The organism is Herbinix hemicellulosilytica, assembly GCF_002904165.1.
GTDB lineage: Bacteria > Bacillota > Clostridia > Lachnospirales > Lachnospiraceae > Mobilitalea > Mobilitalea hemicellulosilytica.
Genome location: NZ_CVTD020000016.1, coordinates 167,524 through 185,116, shown reverse-complemented (window position 1 = coordinate 185,116; position 17,593 = coordinate 167,524). Strand labels below are relative to the sequence as shown.

General features: G+C 33.5%; 18 protein-coding genes. 15 read left to right on the top strand and 3 right to left on the bottom strand.

Annotated elements, in window-relative coordinates; all coding sequences use genetic code 11:
* Positions 1 to 356 precede the first annotated feature (356 nt).
* Positions 357 to 2,474 (bottom strand): endo-1,4-beta-xylanase, encoded by a 2,118-nt coding sequence (locus HHT355_RS07960; protein ID WP_103202905.1) that lies wholly within the window; start codon positions 2,472 to 2,474, stop codon positions 357 to 359.
* 324 nt (positions 2,475 to 2,798) lie between these two features.
* On the opposite strand from HHT355_RS07960, the gene HHT355_RS07955 reads away from it, so the two are divergent.
* Positions 2,799 to 3,935, top strand: coding sequence for an aldo/keto reductase (locus HHT355_RS07955; RefSeq protein ID WP_103202904.1), 1,137 nt, complete (start codon positions 2,799 to 2,801; stop codon positions 3,933 to 3,935).
* A 260-nt stretch (positions 3,936 to 4,195) separates the two neighbouring features.
* Here HHT355_RS07955 and HHT355_RS07950 read toward each other — a convergent pair whose 3' ends face one another.
* The gene (locus HHT355_RS07950; protein WP_103202903.1) at positions 4,196 to 5,071 is read right to left on the bottom strand and encodes an SPL family radical SAM protein; all 876 of its coding nucleotides are present in this window, start codon (positions 5,069 to 5,071) and stop codon (positions 4,196 to 4,198) included.
* A 272-nt stretch (positions 5,072 to 5,343) separates the two neighbouring features.
* Here HHT355_RS07950 and HHT355_RS07945 point away from each other — a divergent pair, with 272 nt between their 5' ends.
* From HHT355_RS07945 to HHT355_RS07880, 14 genes are all read left to right on the top strand, one after another.
* A complete protein-coding gene (locus tag HHT355_RS07945) occupies positions 5,344 to 6,207 on the top strand; it encodes a class I SAM-dependent methyltransferase (protein WP_103202902.1) in 864 nt (287 codons plus the stop codon).
* A gap of 137 nt (positions 6,208 to 6,344) precedes the next feature.
* Positions 6,345 to 6,695, top strand: a complete 351-nt coding sequence (locus HHT355_RS07940) for a DUF6054 family protein (protein WP_103202901.1) — start codon at positions 6,345 to 6,347, stop codon at positions 6,693 to 6,695.
* Between the two features lie 143 nt (positions 6,696 to 6,838).
* Positions 6,839 to 7,813, top strand: coding sequence for a hypothetical protein (locus tag HHT355_RS07935; RefSeq protein WP_103202900.1), 975 nt, complete (start codon positions 6,839 to 6,841; stop codon positions 7,811 to 7,813).
* A 56-nt stretch (positions 7,814 to 7,869) separates the two neighbouring features.
* A complete protein-coding gene (locus HHT355_RS07930; protein ID WP_103202899.1) occupies positions 7,870 to 8,328 on the top strand; it encodes an NUDIX hydrolase in 459 nt (152 codons plus the stop codon).
* A 571-nt stretch (positions 8,329 to 8,899) separates the two neighbouring features.
* Positions 8,900 to 9,370, top strand: coding sequence for a GNAT family N-acetyltransferase (locus tag HHT355_RS07925; protein WP_103202898.1), 471 nt, complete (start codon positions 8,900 to 8,902; stop codon positions 9,368 to 9,370).
* Between the two features lie 24 nt (positions 9,371 to 9,394).
* Positions 9,395 to 9,820, top strand: a complete 426-nt coding sequence (locus HHT355_RS07920; protein WP_103202897.1) for a VOC family protein — start codon at positions 9,395 to 9,397, stop codon at positions 9,818 to 9,820.
* A 124-nt stretch (positions 9,821 to 9,944) separates the two neighbouring features.
* Entirely contained in the window at positions 9,945 to 10,811 is an 867-nt protein-coding gene (locus tag HHT355_RS07915) for a hypothetical protein (RefSeq protein WP_103202896.1), read from the top strand.
* A 99-nt stretch (positions 10,812 to 10,910) separates the two neighbouring features.
* Entirely contained in the window at positions 10,911 to 11,642 is a 732-nt protein-coding gene (locus HHT355_RS07910; protein ID WP_103202895.1) for a GNAT family N-acetyltransferase, read from the top strand.
* Positions 11,643 to 11,724: 82 nt separating this feature from the next.
* Positions 11,725 to 12,057: a hypothetical protein gene (locus HHT355_RS07905; protein WP_146039180.1), complete on the top strand. Its 333-nt coding sequence runs from the start codon at positions 11,725 to 11,727 to the stop codon at positions 12,055 to 12,057.
* Positions 12,058 to 12,115: 58 nt separating this feature from the next.
* Positions 12,116 to 12,856 carry a hypothetical protein gene (locus HHT355_RS07900; RefSeq protein ID WP_103202893.1) on the top strand — a complete coding sequence of 247 codons (741 nt, stop codon included), beginning with the start codon at positions 12,116 to 12,118 and terminating at the stop codon, positions 12,854 to 12,856.
* A gap of 19 nt (positions 12,857 to 12,875) precedes the next feature.
* Positions 12,876 to 13,544, top strand: a complete 669-nt coding sequence (locus HHT355_RS07895) for a CPBP family intramembrane glutamic endopeptidase (protein WP_158245929.1) — start codon at positions 12,876 to 12,878, stop codon at positions 13,542 to 13,544.
* Between the two features lie 250 nt (positions 13,545 to 13,794).
* Complete coding sequence (locus HHT355_RS07890; protein ID WP_330403388.1) at positions 13,795 to 14,286, top strand: pyridoxamine 5'-phosphate oxidase family protein; 492 nt, start codon at positions 13,795 to 13,797, stop codon at positions 14,284 to 14,286.
* Positions 14,287 to 14,310: 24 nt separating this feature from the next.
* Positions 14,311 to 15,108: a sugar phosphate isomerase/epimerase family protein gene (locus HHT355_RS07885; RefSeq protein ID WP_103202891.1), complete on the top strand. Its 798-nt coding sequence runs from the start codon at positions 14,311 to 14,313 to the stop codon at positions 15,106 to 15,108.
* Between the two features lie 60 nt (positions 15,109 to 15,168).
* Positions 15,169 to 15,729 carry a hypothetical protein gene (locus HHT355_RS07880; RefSeq protein WP_103202890.1) on the top strand — a complete coding sequence of 187 codons (561 nt, stop codon included), beginning with the start codon at positions 15,169 to 15,171 and terminating at the stop codon, positions 15,727 to 15,729.
* 188 nt (positions 15,730 to 15,917) lie between these two features.
* On the opposite strand, the gene HHT355_RS07875 is transcribed toward HHT355_RS07880, so the two are convergent.
* The gene (locus tag HHT355_RS07875) at positions 15,918 to 17,363 is read right to left on the bottom strand and encodes a TraB/GumN family protein (protein ID WP_103202889.1); all 1,446 of its coding nucleotides are present in this window, start codon (positions 17,361 to 17,363) and stop codon (positions 15,918 to 15,920) included.
* Positions 17,364 to 17,593 lie beyond the last annotated feature (230 nt).

Sequence of the window (17,593 nt, the reverse complement as noted above, 5' to 3'; positions counted from 1 at the left end):
TTAAACGGATGGAAGATTTCAAAAGTTTTCAAATGAAAACTTTTGAGCTCTCTATGTGTAGTGTTTTCAATGAATAAGGCAAAAGACCAGCAGAAAACATAATGTTTTCTGTTTTTTTATTTATAATCTGTTTTTTATTTATAAAATGAGTATATAATATTTATTTTTTTAGAAATTCTAGTTATAGTTCAATAGTAAATAGTAAAAAGAAAATTATCGAAAACATTGATAATAAAAAATTAAAATAAATTTGATATGTTTTATTATAAAAGGTTACTCTTTTAATAAAACAAAAGATAAGCCGGGGTACTTAAAATGTACCCCGGCTTTGTTACTGCATCATAAGCTACGAAATTTTATTGAACAAGTTGGCCGTCATAATAAACGTTAACTACAGGATTGGTAAGTGTATCGTAATTTGACCAGTCTTTTTTGGCAAAACGGATATTAGCCACGAGTGTTCCCTGTCCTGCTGAAAGACTAGCATCACTGTCAAAAGTCAGAACCAGAGTTCCGTCCTTGATTTCTCCTTTGACGTTATTTGTAAGTGGTACATACCATGGCTCAACATCGAGCTGCAAAGCCGCATGGTCGCACCAGAAGTTATGTTCTTGCGTACTTATACCGTCAGCAGTGAAAACTATTTTAACTTTTGATAGGTTAATTGTACCGCTTTCTGCGGTTAAGGTGTAACTCTGATTTACTGTATTGCCGCCTGTTGTTGTGGTAACAGATACGACAGGTCTTGCTTCACCCGGAACAGGTGTAGGAGTAGGTGTTATAGGAGGAGTAGGAGTCGGAGTTACAGGCGGCGTAGGTGTAACGGTAGGAGTAGGTGTCGGTGTTACATTAATATAATCTTCTACGATAGAGTAATATGCAGGTTTTGCCTTGTAGTTAGCGTCAAATAACAACGGATAGCCGCCAAGCCAACTGGTTTTGTCTGTTATTCCCCAGAAAATTATGGCTGTTATATTCATGCCTTCTTTTTTCAAATCAACGGCTTTTTTAATGAAAGCCTTATAACGGCTGGCCTGGTTATTTAATGAACCTGGATCGTTATTAGGATTTCTCATATCTATTTCTGTCAGGTGCATTTCAAGGCCCAATGTGTTATATTTTCTTACGGCTGCTTCAAACATACTTACGCTTGGATAATCCATTGTCCAGTGGGATTGCATTCCCATACCGTCTATTAAGTTCTTTTCTTTCAATCTAGCGAGGATGTTGTAAATTATATCGCTTTTTCTGTCTTCGTATTCATTATAGTCATTATAAAAAAGTTTACAGTCTGCAGGTGCATATTTTCTCGCATATTCGAAAGCTTTTTCAATATACTCCTCACCGACAGTAAGCATCCACAGGGAATTGCCGGGTGTGACATTATTTGATCCGGGATTACGCATACCGGTTGGTGTATTTGGATCAACAGCTTCATTTACAACGTCCCATGCATATATTTTTACATTGGGATACGTTTCTTTAATTAGATTCATTACGTTCTTGATATAATTTTCCAATCTCTTAAGCATTACTTCTTTTGAAGCCCATGGAGCCGAATAATCCTGAGAGTAATTTTCCTTAAAGAACCAGTCCGGAGTCTGGCTATGCCATACAAGTGTATGACCTCTTACCGGTAAATTATTTTTTTCCGCAAATTCAAATAAGGTTCTGGCAGCCCTTAAATTTACCTGAGGATTTGTCTGGTCTCCGCTTGCTTCCATATACGCTATGGTAGCGTTATAGTCAAGAACTGCATCAGGCTTTAACTCATTACCGAAAGTCAGACAGTTATAGTGCTTAAGTACAAGGTCTTTTGCCGGTGAAGGACCGATTTCGGCCGCAGTAGAAGAACATCCAACGAGGAAATAATCTGCAAATACATCTTTTAAGCTTGGAATATCCTTTTCAATTTCAGGCAAGTCAGCAGGAACGGCTTTAAAATCATCAATGTAAAAATCCATTAAATCCTGAGCTGACGGAGAAGATGTGAACTCGGTTTCCACATATATATATACATTTTCTGCATCAGTAGGAACAGTATACTCTCCTTGCAGTAACGTCCATTGGCCTTTTGTTACAGGAGCAGTTTTTATATTCATGTATTTGTCATCCACACCGTCGTTGTACTGTAGCTGCAGGCTGAAATTGTGCGTGTTGGAATAGGAGTTACCTGTATATTTAATATAAATGCTGAAATTATATGTAACTCCAAGTTCTAATACGTCTGTCATATCACAGGTAGCACCGTTCCAAGTTTCTGTTCGCTCGGAGACTTTAAGGCTATATCTTCCTGAGTATGCTTCTTCTGTAGTAAGTTCTACCGTTTCATCACCTCTGGGTCCCCAACCGCCTATACCGTTTTCAAAATCTTCATAAATTGTTGCTGCGGATACTTCCGCTGCAGGTACGCTTTGTAATGCTGGAATAACTAGTGATAAAGCCAGCAAAAATGATAGGATTTTTCTTTTCATTTTTTAACCCCCTTTTTTATATTTTTAAAATTCTTTCTCTGAATATCGTAATTGGAAATTAATTATATTATAATACAAAATGTGTTAAAATAAAAGAAAAAACTACAAAATTTATATAATATTTACAATATAAGTAAATTCGGCGGGGTATACCAGTTTGAAGCAGTTTAACCTTCAATATTTTAAAAAATTTCAAATATAATATAATCCATTTATTAAAGCGAAAAATTATGATATGATACTGATATATTGTATATTCATCCAAAATACATTTATGAGTTTCATATTTTTTAAATTTGCAAATGCAATTATCTGGAGGTTTTTATGGAATATAGGAAAATACCAAACATAGGGGTTGAAGTATCACTGTTGGGGTTTGGATGTATGAGATTCCCTGTGACTAAAGAAGGAAAAATAGATGAGACAAAAGCATTGAAAATGATTGATTTGGCATATAAAAACGGGGTTAACTATTTTGATACGGCATATTTTTACCATAACGGTGAGAGCGAGAAATTTACCGGAAAAGCTTTATCCAGATATGACAGAAGTTCATTTTATCTTGCTACGAAGTTACCTTGCTCAATTGTTAAATCTATAGAGGATGCAGAAAGAATTTTTAATGAACAATTGCAGCGTTTGCAGACCGATTATGTGGATTTTTACCTGCTGCATGCGGTAAATCGAAAATTATTTGATCAAATGGTAGAACTGGGTGTACCTGAATTTTGCGAAAATTTAAGGAAACAAGGAAAAATAAGATATTTCGGATTCTCATTCCATGACGATTATGATGCTTTTGAGTATATTGTTCGTTATCGTAAATGGGATTTTTGCCAATTGCAGCTTAACTATATGGATATGGAAGAACAGGCCGGATTTAAGGGATATAAACTGGCAGAAGAACTTGGAATTCCTGTAATAGTAATGGAGCCTGTTAAGGGAGGAAATCTTGCCAAGCTGCCAAGGAGTGCATCAAAGTATTTTAAAGCTTTGGCTCCGGATAAGTCCATATCTTCGTTTGCGCTTAGATATGTAGGAACATTACCAAACGTCAAAGTAATTCTAAGCGGAATGACAACTCTTAGTCAGGTTTCCGACAACTTAAATACTTTTGATAATTTTGCTCCACTTAATGATGTGGAAATGGAAGCTGTAGAAAAGGTACGTTCAGTGTTAAAAGCCAGAGTCAACAACAGTTGCACCGCTTGCAGATATTGTATGCCATGCCCCGCGGGAGTAGATATACCGAGAAACTTTGCTTTGTGGAATAAATATGGCATTTACAGAAATAAAAATGATATCAGGTGGAATTGGCAGAATAATTTCGATGATAAACTGAAAGCCAAAAACTGCGTACAGTGCGGTAAATGTGAAAAAGTATGCCCTCAGAAAATCAGTATAAGAAAGGATTTGCAAAAACTGCAAAACGAACTGGATGTTTTATGTGCGGCTAATTAATATTTAAGTAATTGATAAAAAATAGTAATATAATACATATAACTTAAAAAGTTATATAAAGTAATAATATATAAAATAAGTAAAAAAAGTATATGGCAGCAATATTCCTTAAAAAACCTAAGATAAATTATGGGGTATAAGAAATTAAGGAATCAATTGCTGCCATATGTTATATTTCACTATATATTAACCATATCATTTCTTTGTCATAGTTTTATGTTTTTGATGATTTTTTATATAGTGTTATATATGATTAAGTTTTACAATCCCGGTAAAGAAATTTGCTCGTAATCACTTTTCTCTTCAAATTCATGCATGTAGTTAAAACATTGGTTTACGTCGCAAATAATTCCGTGGGCTTTACATGTATCATTAATTATAGACATTAGCCTTCCATGATTAGGGCTTATTACCTCGTATGAATTGCCATAAGCGCGTATGTACCGTTCTTTCAGGCCTGGAAAATGTTCGTCTAATTTCTTATAAAAATATTCCCTGTTTCCTTCCCGCAAGGTTAATCCTATACCGAAACAGATTATTCCATATACTTTTGCCTCAATACAATAATTTAGCAATCCTCGGATGTTTTCTTCGGTATCATTTATAAAAGGAAGGAATGGGCTTAGCCAAACTACAGTCGGAATATTGTTGTCCCGCAATATTTTAAGTACTTCAAAGCGTTCTTTGGTAGTGCTGACATTCGGTTCAATAATTTTACATAAGTCCTCATCATAGGTGGTCATAGTCATCTGGACTACACATTTTGCTTTTTCGTTAATTTTTTTCAGCAAGTCCAGGTCTCTAAGTATCCTAGCGGACTTGGTTTGAATAGCAAGCCCAAATCCATAAGAAGAGATAAGTTCAAGACACTTACGGGTATTGCCCAGTTTTTCTTCCAAATGAATATACGGATCAGACATGGCACCTGTACCTATCATGCATTTCTTTCTTTTTCTGCGTAGGGCTTGTTCCAACAGAAGCGGTGCATTGACTTTTACCTCAATATCTTCAAAAGCATGATTCATCTGATAGCATTTGCTTCTGGAATCGCAGTAAATACAACCGTGGGTACATCCCCGGTATATGTTCATCCCGTTTTTTGCTGATAAAATCCCTTTTACTTCTACTTCGTGCATAAATTACTCCTGTTTAAATGGCTAGAATTAAGAGCCTTATTTGGCAAAATCATTATATATTATTGTCAGGATATTGGCAATAAAATTTACTTGTTATTGACAAGATTTACCTTATAAGATAAAATATTTAGAAATTTTATTATCCTATATATCTACTATCGGGCAAAATTAAATGGAATTTATGAAATGTCGGATTATAATTGTATATTGCTTTTATCCGTGCATTTAATTTATGCCTGATACATCATACAAAAAATGGGAGGGGATCAAATATGGTAAAAACCGATTACGAATTGGAAAAATCATGGTGGGATGCCAAGGCACATAAAGAAGAAATCGATATGTTTGATGAAAAAATAAACCGGGAGTTAAGGTGGAAGGAGATAAACAAGCATCTTACACCGGATATTAAGACCATTTTGGACGTCGGAGGAGGTACCGGTGCTTTTTCTGTTCCTCTGGCCCAAAGAGGTTACAGTGTGGTTCATTTTGATATATCTGATAAGATGATAGAATTAGCCAAAAGAAAAGCAGAAGAGACGAAACTTAAAAATATTACCTTTGAACAAGGAATATCAACGGATCTTTCCAGGTTTGAGGACAATTCCTTTGATTTGGTTATAAATATGGACGGTCCGGTGTCATTTTGTGGTTCTGATGCTGAAATTGCGATTAAAGAAACGATACGGGTAGCCAAAAAGAAGGTTATAATGACTGTTTCCAACAGGGCAAATATGATTGTATCAATTTTAAAGTCAGGCATGAGGTTTAGTAACGAAAGATTTATTCCTGCCATTTATGAAATGTTTAATAACGGTTTTTGGCATACTCATCAGTACGAAGAAAACAAAGAGCTGGTAAAAGGATGTACAAACGATTATCTTGGACCGGTAAAGGCATTTTTGCCACAGGAGATTAAGGAGATATTTGAAAATTACGGTATGAAAATAGAAAGATTAACTTCAATAGGAACACTGACAAATCTCTGTGGAAAAGATTTTCTTGAGAAATTGTATGAGAAACCCGGACTTTACGATGAATTTCTGGAATTGTGTGACAGGTATGACAAAGAGATATGTCCGTATTCGACAGGCAGTAACCAAAGGGCAGGCTTAATAATTGTTGCCAGCAAGTAATACGCTTAGATTATATATGAATAATTGTTTTATACATCAAAATACGATATATCAGGTGTAATCGAATTTATACTGCAAGTACTTAAATAAAGATTAAAATGATTTTATTAAAATTTATACTTGAAGGGGATTTTAATATGGCTAAATATGAAAAAAGGCTGAAAGGAAATTTTGATGAACTTCTTAATTGGCTGCATAGGGATATTACTGAAGGCAGCTTATCTGCAAGTTATGAAGACGGAAGTTCAATTACTATGGGTAATGCCAGAATGGCTGTCAGGGTTTATGAAAGATACAGCATGACCGGAAAAAACAGAGTCAGTATGAATATAACATTGCTGGAAGTGGAAGATGATTTGTTCATAACGGCTATTACATCAGGAGGAAGCCAGGCGGTATTTTTTAAAATAAATACTTTAGGTGAGGAAGCATTTTTGGAGGAATTTATAAATTCGTTAAACAGATATATCAACCACAGGCAGGGATAAACTTGATGATAATTTATGCTGTGCAAATTATAAGAGGGATGCAATATTCTTATTGATTTATAATAAATGCATAGATAATTTGTTTATAGATAATTTTGTTTATGGAGCAGTTTGCTTTAGTCTAATATATGGGAGTGAGCTTATTGTTTGACTTAAATACTGTTGTAGACAAACTTCTTGATATGAAGCCGGACCCTATACCTAAATTTATTCTTCTAAAAGATTTTAAAAAATTAAGTCCGGATAACCTTGAATATCAAAATGCATATGACGGGTTATGTAATCATCCGTTTGTAAAAAAGATTGAGCAAGAGCAGAGTGAAAGAGGATTTTGGCCGCCTTTTCACGGATTTTCCGAAGATATGATACGAAAATGCCTTACATACGGACTGGATAAGAATCATAAGTGCCTGAAAAAAGTGACCGAGTTCATATTAAAAGTATTTAACGGTGAAGAAAGGTTTGACGAATTTGAAAAACAAGACAATATACGATGGTGGCCGGAAATGTTTGTACCCTTGGTATGCGCCGGTATGCTGGCAGTGATTGATGAAGATAATGAAGCCCTTGTTATGCACAGAAAACGCTGGACTTATTTTGCCGAGGTAGCTTTTGGCAAAGGGTATTATGATAAAGAAGAAGAAAGCAAGGCTCAAAACGAATATTTCGGATTTTACACAAAAAAGACCTTACCGGCTTTCGGATATTACAATTTGCTGTTACTAGCACCTACGGACAAAGAAAGATATATAAGCGATTTGACTGACCGGGCTTTGGTGGATTATTGCATGACCAAGGCAAACGGAATAATTTATGTTTACAATAGAGGTTTATCAGATTTTGTTGCTATTGATACTGTAAGAAAAGACAGCAGAGATTTTTGCCATTGGATCCGGGCACTATCTTTGGTCTCAAAATATAGCGGATGGAAAAAGTACGAGGACAAATACTTTGAGTGGATATTAAATCAAAGAAACGAAGACGGGCTTTGGGAGTTGCCCAAAAAACCGAACCGTTACGACTTTCCTATGTCGGATTCGTGGAGAACAAGAAAAAACCGGGTTATAGACAGTACTATTATGGTACTTAGACTGCTGAATCATAATAAGGCTTATTGATTTTTTCACTTGCTTGTAGTTATAAAGATAAGAAGAAATGAAAGCGGGGAAATTATTTGATAATCAATCATTTTACAGCGACGGGGATAGTTTTTAACTCTAAAAAAGAAATCTTGATGGTACATCATAAAAAACTGAATGTATGGTTACCGCCGGGTGGGCATGTTGAGGAAAATGAACTGCCTGATGACGCAGTTTTAAGGGAAATTTATGAAGAAACAGGTATAAAGGCAAAAATAATCAGCAATAAAAGAAATCTTGAATTAAGCGGTTACCGTTGCAGGGAACTTGAAACACCTTTTTTAGTACTTCTTGAAGATATAAATGAAGACAAAACCCATAATCATATAGACATGATATATCTCTGTGAGGCATTAAATGAAGAATTTGTGCAGCAGGAGACAGAAATTCAGGGAATAGGATGGTTTTCTGCAGAACGTATAAAAGAATTGGAAACATACGAAAATGTAGTAAAAGTTGTATATAAAGCTGTGGAATATATCAATGATATATGAAATGTAGGATTTATTTGAGAAGTGTTTATTTATTGACTTTTTAATGGAATAGGCTGTAGCAATATCAGAAAAATATTAATGGAGATGCTTGAAAAGTATACTAAGCCAATGATTTTTGCATTTCGACAAAAAATCGAAAATCTGTATATATGTTTAGTCTATGATTAAAATAAAGTAGTGATAAAAAACACTGAAATATATGGTATAGTATTCCTGGCTTTTCCTAGGTTTTATGTTCTGGAATTCGTTAATCAATTGTTTGTAAGTCTATAATTCAGTCCAAATACTGTACTGTAAGAACATAAGTGGGAGGCCTTCGTTTGAGTATATATTATATGGGTTTTGCTCTTTAATAAGACTGGAAAGTAAAAACCAGAATGGTATATGATGTCTTGTTTAGAGAAATGCATTTTGTGTTAAGATTTATAGCTATTAGCCGGGTATAGACCAGTCTTGATTGGTTTGTGTCTGGCTAATAGCTTTTTTATTAAATTTCATTTGAAACATATGTTCTGCCATGGTATAATAATGGTAAATTTTACTTGGATTATTAATTTTAGAGGTAAAATCTATGGAAATCAAAATCAGATTACAAAAAGATAACGAAAAAGCGCCTATGGACTTATTGCTTTTAGCTGATCCTTCAAAAGATATTATAGAAGAATATTTAAAAAGAGGCGATTGCTATGTTGCAACTGATGACTGCAACAATATTATAGGTGTGATTGTTTTGCTTCCTACGCGGCCTGAAACACTTGAAATAATTAATATTGCGGTGCGTAAAGACTATCAGGGTAAAGGAATAGGAAAGCAGCTTGTAAACTTTGCAATTCAAAAAGCAAAAGAGCAGAAGATAAAAACCCTTGAAGTCGGCACAGGAAATTCAAGTATAAACCAAATAGCATTTTATCAGAAATGTGGATTCCGAATAACAGGAATAGACAGGGATTTTTTCCTAAGGCATTATAATGAAGCGATATATGAGAACGGAATTCAATGCAGGGATATGATCCGGTTTAGTATGGATTTATCAATTATATAATTAAAATTTGCGGAGGTTTTTATTATGGATCAAAATTTTAAAATAAAAATGTACTCATTTACCATTGACTGTAAAGAGCCGCACGAGCTGGCAAAATTCTATGCAAAGTTAATGAATTGGGAAACGAATGCTTTTGATGAAAACTGGGCTTATGTATATGCTCCGGGAACCAAACAAGGGGTATATCCTTGTTTATTGTTCCAGAAAAATCCCGAATATGTACCGCCGGTTTGGCCAGAAGAACCTGAAAAACAACAGCAGATGGCTCACCTGGATTTTGCGGTTGATGATTTAGAAAAGGCGGTTCAACATGCTATCGAATGTGGTGCAAAAAAGGCTGACAAGCAATATTCAGATGAATGGACAGTTATGATAGATCCTGCCGGACATCCTTTCTGTTTATGTAAGATGAAAAATCTGATTGAGAGTGAACATTTCGGATTATTATAGTTAGTATGAAGATTTTAAATTATATAATAGTAATTATTTTTATAAAAAAATAATCGAAGCATTAAATTCTGTTAGGGACGGGCATTTGTTGTAAATTTTCCAAATCCAAAAAGAGGTGGAAACTATGAAAAAACTGAGTTTCGGGTTTCTATGTTTTATACTAATGTGTTTTTTGATTTCCTCTCCTGCTTACGGGGATATTGGACCGAAACCTTCTGTGGTAATTGATTTTATTGGGCTTGAGGGAAAGACATATTATGTAACGCTTCTATCGAGTGTCAAAACAACAGGACCTTATACGGCCGTTAAAGAAGGAAATATATCCGCTTATCGCTATAAAAAGGGCGACAGAGATTATGACATATTCATGAAATTTGTCGATTATAAAGATAAGGACGGTTTTTATTTTTTACAATTTTTTCAGGACTGTACTCAAACCCATCGGTTCAGCTGGACTTACTATCCCCCGAATGAATTTAAAATTCTTATATACCTTCCTGACACAGACAGTTTTATTGTAAGTGACAGAAGTTTTGAACGATATGCCTTTGACAGTTATTTTACAGCCAATGTTTCGGAAACGAAAATAACAGTAAAAAAATCTTATGATTACACTAGTGAAATAATATCACTGATTATTCGAATTGTACTTACTATCGGTATTGAGTCAGGAATTGCGCTTCTTTTTGGTTTCAGGGAAAAAAAGCTGATTTACTTTATAATGCTGGTTAACGTAATAACTCAAATTTTATTAAATTTCGGGCTTAATATCATCAACTTTTTATATGGAAATCTGGCATTTATAGTATTTTATATTCTGGCGGAGATTATGGTATTAATTTTGGAAGCTATTTTATACACCCGGTATATAAAAAAGTATGGCATTATATCAGTTTCTTCCTGGAAAGCTATATTATATGCATTTGTAGGAAATGGTACATCCTTTATTCTGGGAATGTGTCTGGCATTTTGGATTCCGGCTATATTTTAATTTAGGAAAACAACACAGGTATTTCTGTAATCTGCGATTGGCTTGAATATAATGAGGTACATTTGAGAAATGACATTAACTTAGTAAGGGGATAATACCATGAGGTTTTTGGAAGAGCTGCAGATGAATGCCTTGCCTTCTTTGCAAACCGTTTTGTATGACGGATGGGTGATCCGATTTGCAGACGGCTATTCTAAAAGGGCAAATTCTGTTAATCCTATTTATAAATCTGATGAAGACGTATATAAAAAAATTGCTGTATGTGAAGATATGTTTATAAGCAGAGGTTTAAAACCGACTTATAAAATAACGCCTTTTATTCAGCCTGAAAATCTTGATGATATTTTGGCTTGCAGAGGTTATGAAATTCTACATAGAATCAGTGTACAGACAATGAATCTAAGTAATATAGAAGAACCGGACGTGCAAGTTGAAATCAGGCATACTAACTTAAATGATGAATGGTTTGATTTCTACTGTAATTTCAATAATTTAAGCGGAGACAACAGGATAATATACAGGAAAATGCTAAATAATTTGTTTCCGAAAAGTTTTTATACTACCATGTATGTAGAAAACGAAGGTATTGCCTGTGGCATGGCGGTATTGGAAAAAGGTTATCTTGGACTGTTTGATATCACCGTTAGAAAGGACCATAGAAATAAAGGGTATGGAAAGCAGTTACTTTATTCCATTATAAAACACGGAAAAAATCTCGTAGCCCATAAAGCATATTTGCAGGTTATGGTTAATAATGAACCTGCTAATCATTTATACAAAAAGTTGGGTTTTAAAGAAGAATATCAGTATTATTACAGGGTCAAATTTTAATCGAAACATATGGTAGCTTGGTTATATTATAAAATATGTAAATGACTGGATTTTATTATATAAAGAGCAGCTTTTAATATATGTGCATTCATTGGAGGAGAACAGTGCTCTGATACTATTCTATAAAGAATCAATGAATGATTTTATAAAATTATCCAATTTCTTTTTTACGGTAGCAGTAGCGGCAAGTATGATTCCATGGGTAATTATACCATTTTTGTATATTAGCAATAATGCTCCGGCAGGGGATTACGTGACAAAATTTCTTGATAGCAGCAAAATTTCTCCTTTGGTAGTTTCATTAACCGCTTTTTTGCTGATATTTATGTTACTTTATATAGGTTTAAAAGTAAAAAGAATACATACGGCATATATAAAAATATTAAAAGAATTAAGCAAAAAAAGTCAGCAATAAAGAATAATCATAATGTATTTATATCTTAATATTCCATAATGAAAGAAGGTGGTTTAGTGTGAGTAGTCCTGTTAATGTAGCATTTGAAACCAACGGGTCAGGTTATATGGGGTTTTTATGTGAATATCCGGGTGCGTTTGTAAGAGGAAAAACTCTTGATGAAGCTTTATCAAAAGTTGAACATGAAGTAAAAATATTTAAGAAATGGCTGGGAATAGATATAGAACAGGATATTGTGCCTAAAGTTGTTCAAATACATAAAAGTTCATTGAAGGTCGAAGATGCCGATAATGAAATTTTACTTAATGACGACAAAGAAAAGATGGATATCAAAGAATTTGAGATGTTAGCTGATCTTGTAACCAAATCCGCAAAATCAACGTTTGATATATTTGATAATGCTAAATATAAAGACTGGATTGATTCTGACAGAGACAGAGCAACATTTTATGGACATACTCCCAAAACCATACGGGAAATATTTGAACATATTGATTCGGTCCAATATTATTATTTATCACGGTTAAATATAGATATACCAAAAGAAGGGAGAAGCTTTTTAGAAGGAAGGCAGATATTTGTTGAAAAGATTGCTTCACTGTTCAATAAAGAAGGAAATTCCAGGATTTACAGTATAGACAATGAAGACTGGACGGTTAAAAAAGTACTGAGACGCTTTATCTGGCATGACAGAATTCATGCTAAATCAATGGTAAAAATTCTAAGAAAGCAAAAAGAAACAGAGATTATTGACAGTTATTCTGACCCGTTCTATTTCTTTATGGAGAAAGGTATTTAAAATAATGAGTGGTGTTAGAATGAGTAAAAATATAGTCAGTATAGAAACTGCAATTATGTGGATAATATCATATCTTGTTATATGTGGTATAGTTCCTGCAATATTAAACAGATTAATTTTCAGATATGCAAACAAGGAGTTGGCAGCCTGGCTTAATTTATCAACTTTGGTTATCCTGAATTATGTTTTTATTTGTAAGCTGAAAGATAAGTATCAATTAAAAATTCAAATATTTAGCAACTTATCATTAAAAGGGATATTACTGGCTGTCGGATGTTCGATTCTTTTTTATCTGTTACTGGACAAGTTTTTTGATCCCATTTTTGATGGTATCTTTTCTTCCAGTGCTGAAGCTTATAAAAATAATATCGGACAGTTAAGGCAATTTCCGTTTGTTAATTTTATTCGTATATGCTTAATTGCTCCGCTGGCAGAAGAAATATTAATAAGGGGTTTCATATTAGAAGGCCTTAAGAAAAATTACAGTGTATTTACTGCTTTACTTATTTCATCCCTTTTATTTGCTGTATTACATTTTAACTTTGTGCAAACGCTTTCTGCGCTTATATGCGGGTTGATACTGGGTTTACTTTATATAAATACAAAATCACTGTTTAGCTGTATTTTAGCCCATTTTTTATACAATACAATTTCGTATTTGGTAATATTTTGGAACAAAAAAAGCTGATGCAATGATTAAATTTTTTCCGATATTTAAATATATAATGGTTTATGATATTAAATTAAAATCTGCGGGTTTCGCTATAATCGAAACTCGCTGTTTTTATGATAGATAAAGAAGTGTTTGACATATTTTACCGTGTAAATTATTATAATCTATAATTAATGGCATTATTTTTGGGGACTTAAAAAATAATTCAACGGCTTGCAGTAATGAAGCACATATAGACGGATTAATTTAAAGGAGTATGGTGATTATGAGAAGGAAAGACAGAGAAGTAAAGGACATAAATGAATTACTGCAAATTATTGATAAATGCAAGGTTTGCAGAATAGGAATGCAGGATAAGAACGGTCTTTATATTGTACCCATGAATTTTGGATATAAATATGAACATAACCAATTAGTATTGTATTTTCACAGTGCAAAAGAAGGAAGAAAAATAGATGCGCTTAAAGAAAACAGTAATGTATGTTTTGAAATGGATTGTGACCACAGGCTTATTACCGGGGATGAGGCCTGCCAATATACATACTCATACAAAAGTATTATCGGCAGCGGTAAAGTTGTCTTTATTGATGATTACGATGAGAAAAAACTTGCTTTATCGGTACTTATGAGACACCAAACCGGTCATGAATTTGAATTTGATAATAAAATGGCAGACAGGGTATGTGTATTTAAAATTGTGGCGCAGGAGTTTACCGGAAAGCATCGACCGTATATGGCTCAATATAAAATATCCTAAAATATAACAATAAGGGGAATCCGGATGAAGCATATAATTTGGGGGATGCCGACCCTAATTGAACTTAATAATATTGAAGCTAACGTTAAACTTTGCAAATCTTTAGGGCTTGGTTTTATTGAACTTAATATGAATTTACCGGAATATCAGCCTGACAGGATAGATGTGGAAAAACTGATTTACATGAAAGAAAAATATAACATCTTTTTCACATTTCATTTACCTGAAGAATTTGATATAGGCCATTTTAATGAAAATGTAAGAACTGCTTATATCAAAATATTTGAAGAATCCGTTGAAATTGCCAAAGTACTAGATGTACCTGTTATAAATGTGCATATGAATCAGGGTGTTTATTTTACTTTGCCGTCAAATAGAGTTTATTTATATAAAAAATATCAGGAAGAATATCTAGATAATATAACAAAATTCAAGCATATTTCAAATAAACTGCTAAAGGAATCGGATATAAGCCTGTGTATTGAAAATACCGGCATCTATGATATGGATTATATTACAATGGCGACAGATATATTGCTGCAGGATAACAACATTTATCTTACATGGGATATAGGCCATGACCGAAAAAGCGGCAATAAAGATACAAAGTATATAATGGATAATATCAGTAAATTAAGGCATATGCATTTTCATGACGCAAATGATACCAAGGACCATCTGGTATTATTTACAGGTGATATCAATATATATGAAAAAATAAATAAGGCTAAAAAACATGGGTGTTATTGTGTTATAGAAACCAAGACTGCTGAAACATTAAAAGAATCGGTAGAAAAACTGATTAAGTATGATTTTTTTTAATAAGTATGAAAGGATGCTTATATAAGTATAAAAGGTATAGTTAGTGATAAGAGGGTAAATATGTATCTGTATCATTATTTTGATAAATCAATAGGCCCATTTAGAAGTATATCCGATTTATCTGTAGAAGAAGCTAAAAAGGTATTGGAAAAGATCAAGAAGGATAAGCCAAATTCCCAATGTGCATTACGGCATGATAAATATTTGGAAGACAGACTTTATTATGAGAGCATATTAAGAGAACTGTTTATAAAAAAAGGTGGAAGAGTTGAAAGGCAAAACCCTTACTATATGGTTGTCGAGCATAGCCCCTGGCTTAGTACATGGTATGAGAATTGTGATTTTATAAAAATTCCGATAGAGGAATTTGATATAGATACTATATCATTTACATATGGGGACTCGCACCCGACATTCAGTCCCAGGGTAAACGACGGTAGGGAATATAGAAAGAAACTATATAACTATTATGAAATTTTAGAAATTATAAAAAAATACGGGCTTCCTCAGGATTGGAATAATGACGGCAGGTTTGGACCTGAAAGATATGTTGAAGCCCATATTTGGAGTGACAAAGTAATATACCGTTACATAAATAAATATTTACAGAATGAGTTATAAAATATATGTTTATCATTAATTCTCTAATTAAATAATTTAAAACCTAATAAAGTGAATTGAACTATGTGATATTTTAATAACTAAATTGTTTGAAGGGAAAATAAAAATGATCAGGGAGCGGCGGTTAGTACGCTCCCTGAAGTATTTCTAAAATATATAATCAAGAATTTTTATTAAAATCTTTGAGGTTATTTTATCTGATTAACCTCATAACCTTTATCCTTAAGGATGTCAATGATAGAATAATCACTGATATAGTGAAGTGAGCCGACAACTACAAAATATGTGGTACTTCCTTCACCTTTCAGGAATTGATCTATTTTTTCCGCCATCCCCTTATCTCTTTCAGTAATAAATTTACTTTTATATTCTTTAAAAAGCTCTAAGGCCATTTTATCTTCTTCGCTTATTACGGGGAGTTCGGACATCATTAATGACGGAGCAACGGTTTCCAAAAAGCTTTCTACATCACCGTCATGCCAATATTTAAGCATTAATTTGATATCTTCGCCGTTATCTGTTTTTGAGTCCTGATTTGATTCCAGTATGGAGTCCAATGTGCTTTCCAAAAGCAATTCCTGTAATTCATCAGAGAAGCTGCTTAACATTTTGATTTGGAACTCCAGGCCTTCTAATTCTATTACAGGTTTTCCGGTAAGGTATGCATCCGTTAAAAACTTGGTATCAATACCTAAGTTGATAGAGGTTAGGTATTCATCTTCAGTTAAAGAAACTGCAGTATCATATGATGAAAATGCCATGTATATATACCAAGGTTTCATCAATGCTACTACTTCTTCGGTTAAACCGAGAGCAGCACCTGCCGCTACTGCTTTTTGGTAAATTTCCTCAGGTACGTGGTCCTTGAGGGTTGTGCCATCGGTATAGTAACCGTATTGCAAAAGCAGATACAGAATATCATCTTGCGCATTAAGTATATCAGCTTCAACACAAAGAACATCGGAATCTTTAAATGCCTTCAATACCTTGCTGCTAATCGGATATATATCAAAAGTTGCCATATGAATAGAGCCTAATAAGTAAACCGTATTTTCACCGGAATTAATTTCCCATAAAAAGCCTTTGCTTGCCGCATCCAGAACCTCATAAATGTATGTAACAAGTCTTGTGGCAATGACACAGGCTTGTTCAATGGTACAAACATCTTTTAATGAAAGTTCGCCTTCTTTTCCTGTAAATATACCGGTTTTAGCCATAAAATCTACGGCTTTCTCGCCTTCTACAATACCGATGTCTTTATTAAACTCATATGATTTAATTAAGGTATAGAAAGTTTCAAGCACATCTTTTACGGTCATTTTATTTTTTAGTGAATATTTTACGTCATTTGCATTTGTAACACAATCGGTTTTAATAAGTTTAAGACGAATACCTGCCATTAACACTCGTAGCTGAGCGGGAGTAATAGGTTTATTAATTCCTACTTCATAGTACCATTTTATCGGATAAATTCCATACTGATCCCCGACTATAAGATCGTCAAGTGCCCAATCGCTGATAACAGGTTGTGACAAATTAGCCTGTGATGAATCTTGTGCCAGTGCAGTACCGGTTGAGAACATGGCTAAAAATAATGACACAATTAAAAGCAAAGATAAGATACGTTTCTTCATTTTAACCTCCTAATAAAGTGTTTTGATTATATAAAATGTGTATACACATTTTTGAAGAAGTTTAATTTTTACTTTCAATCATGCTAAATAACCGCCATACATCTATCTTTGCATGGTTAAAACCATTAATATATATTTGGAAATTTACTTTATTATAACATTAAAGTATTTGTAAAATATGGTATTTTTGGATTATTCATATTATTTTATCTGATTGATCTCATAACCCA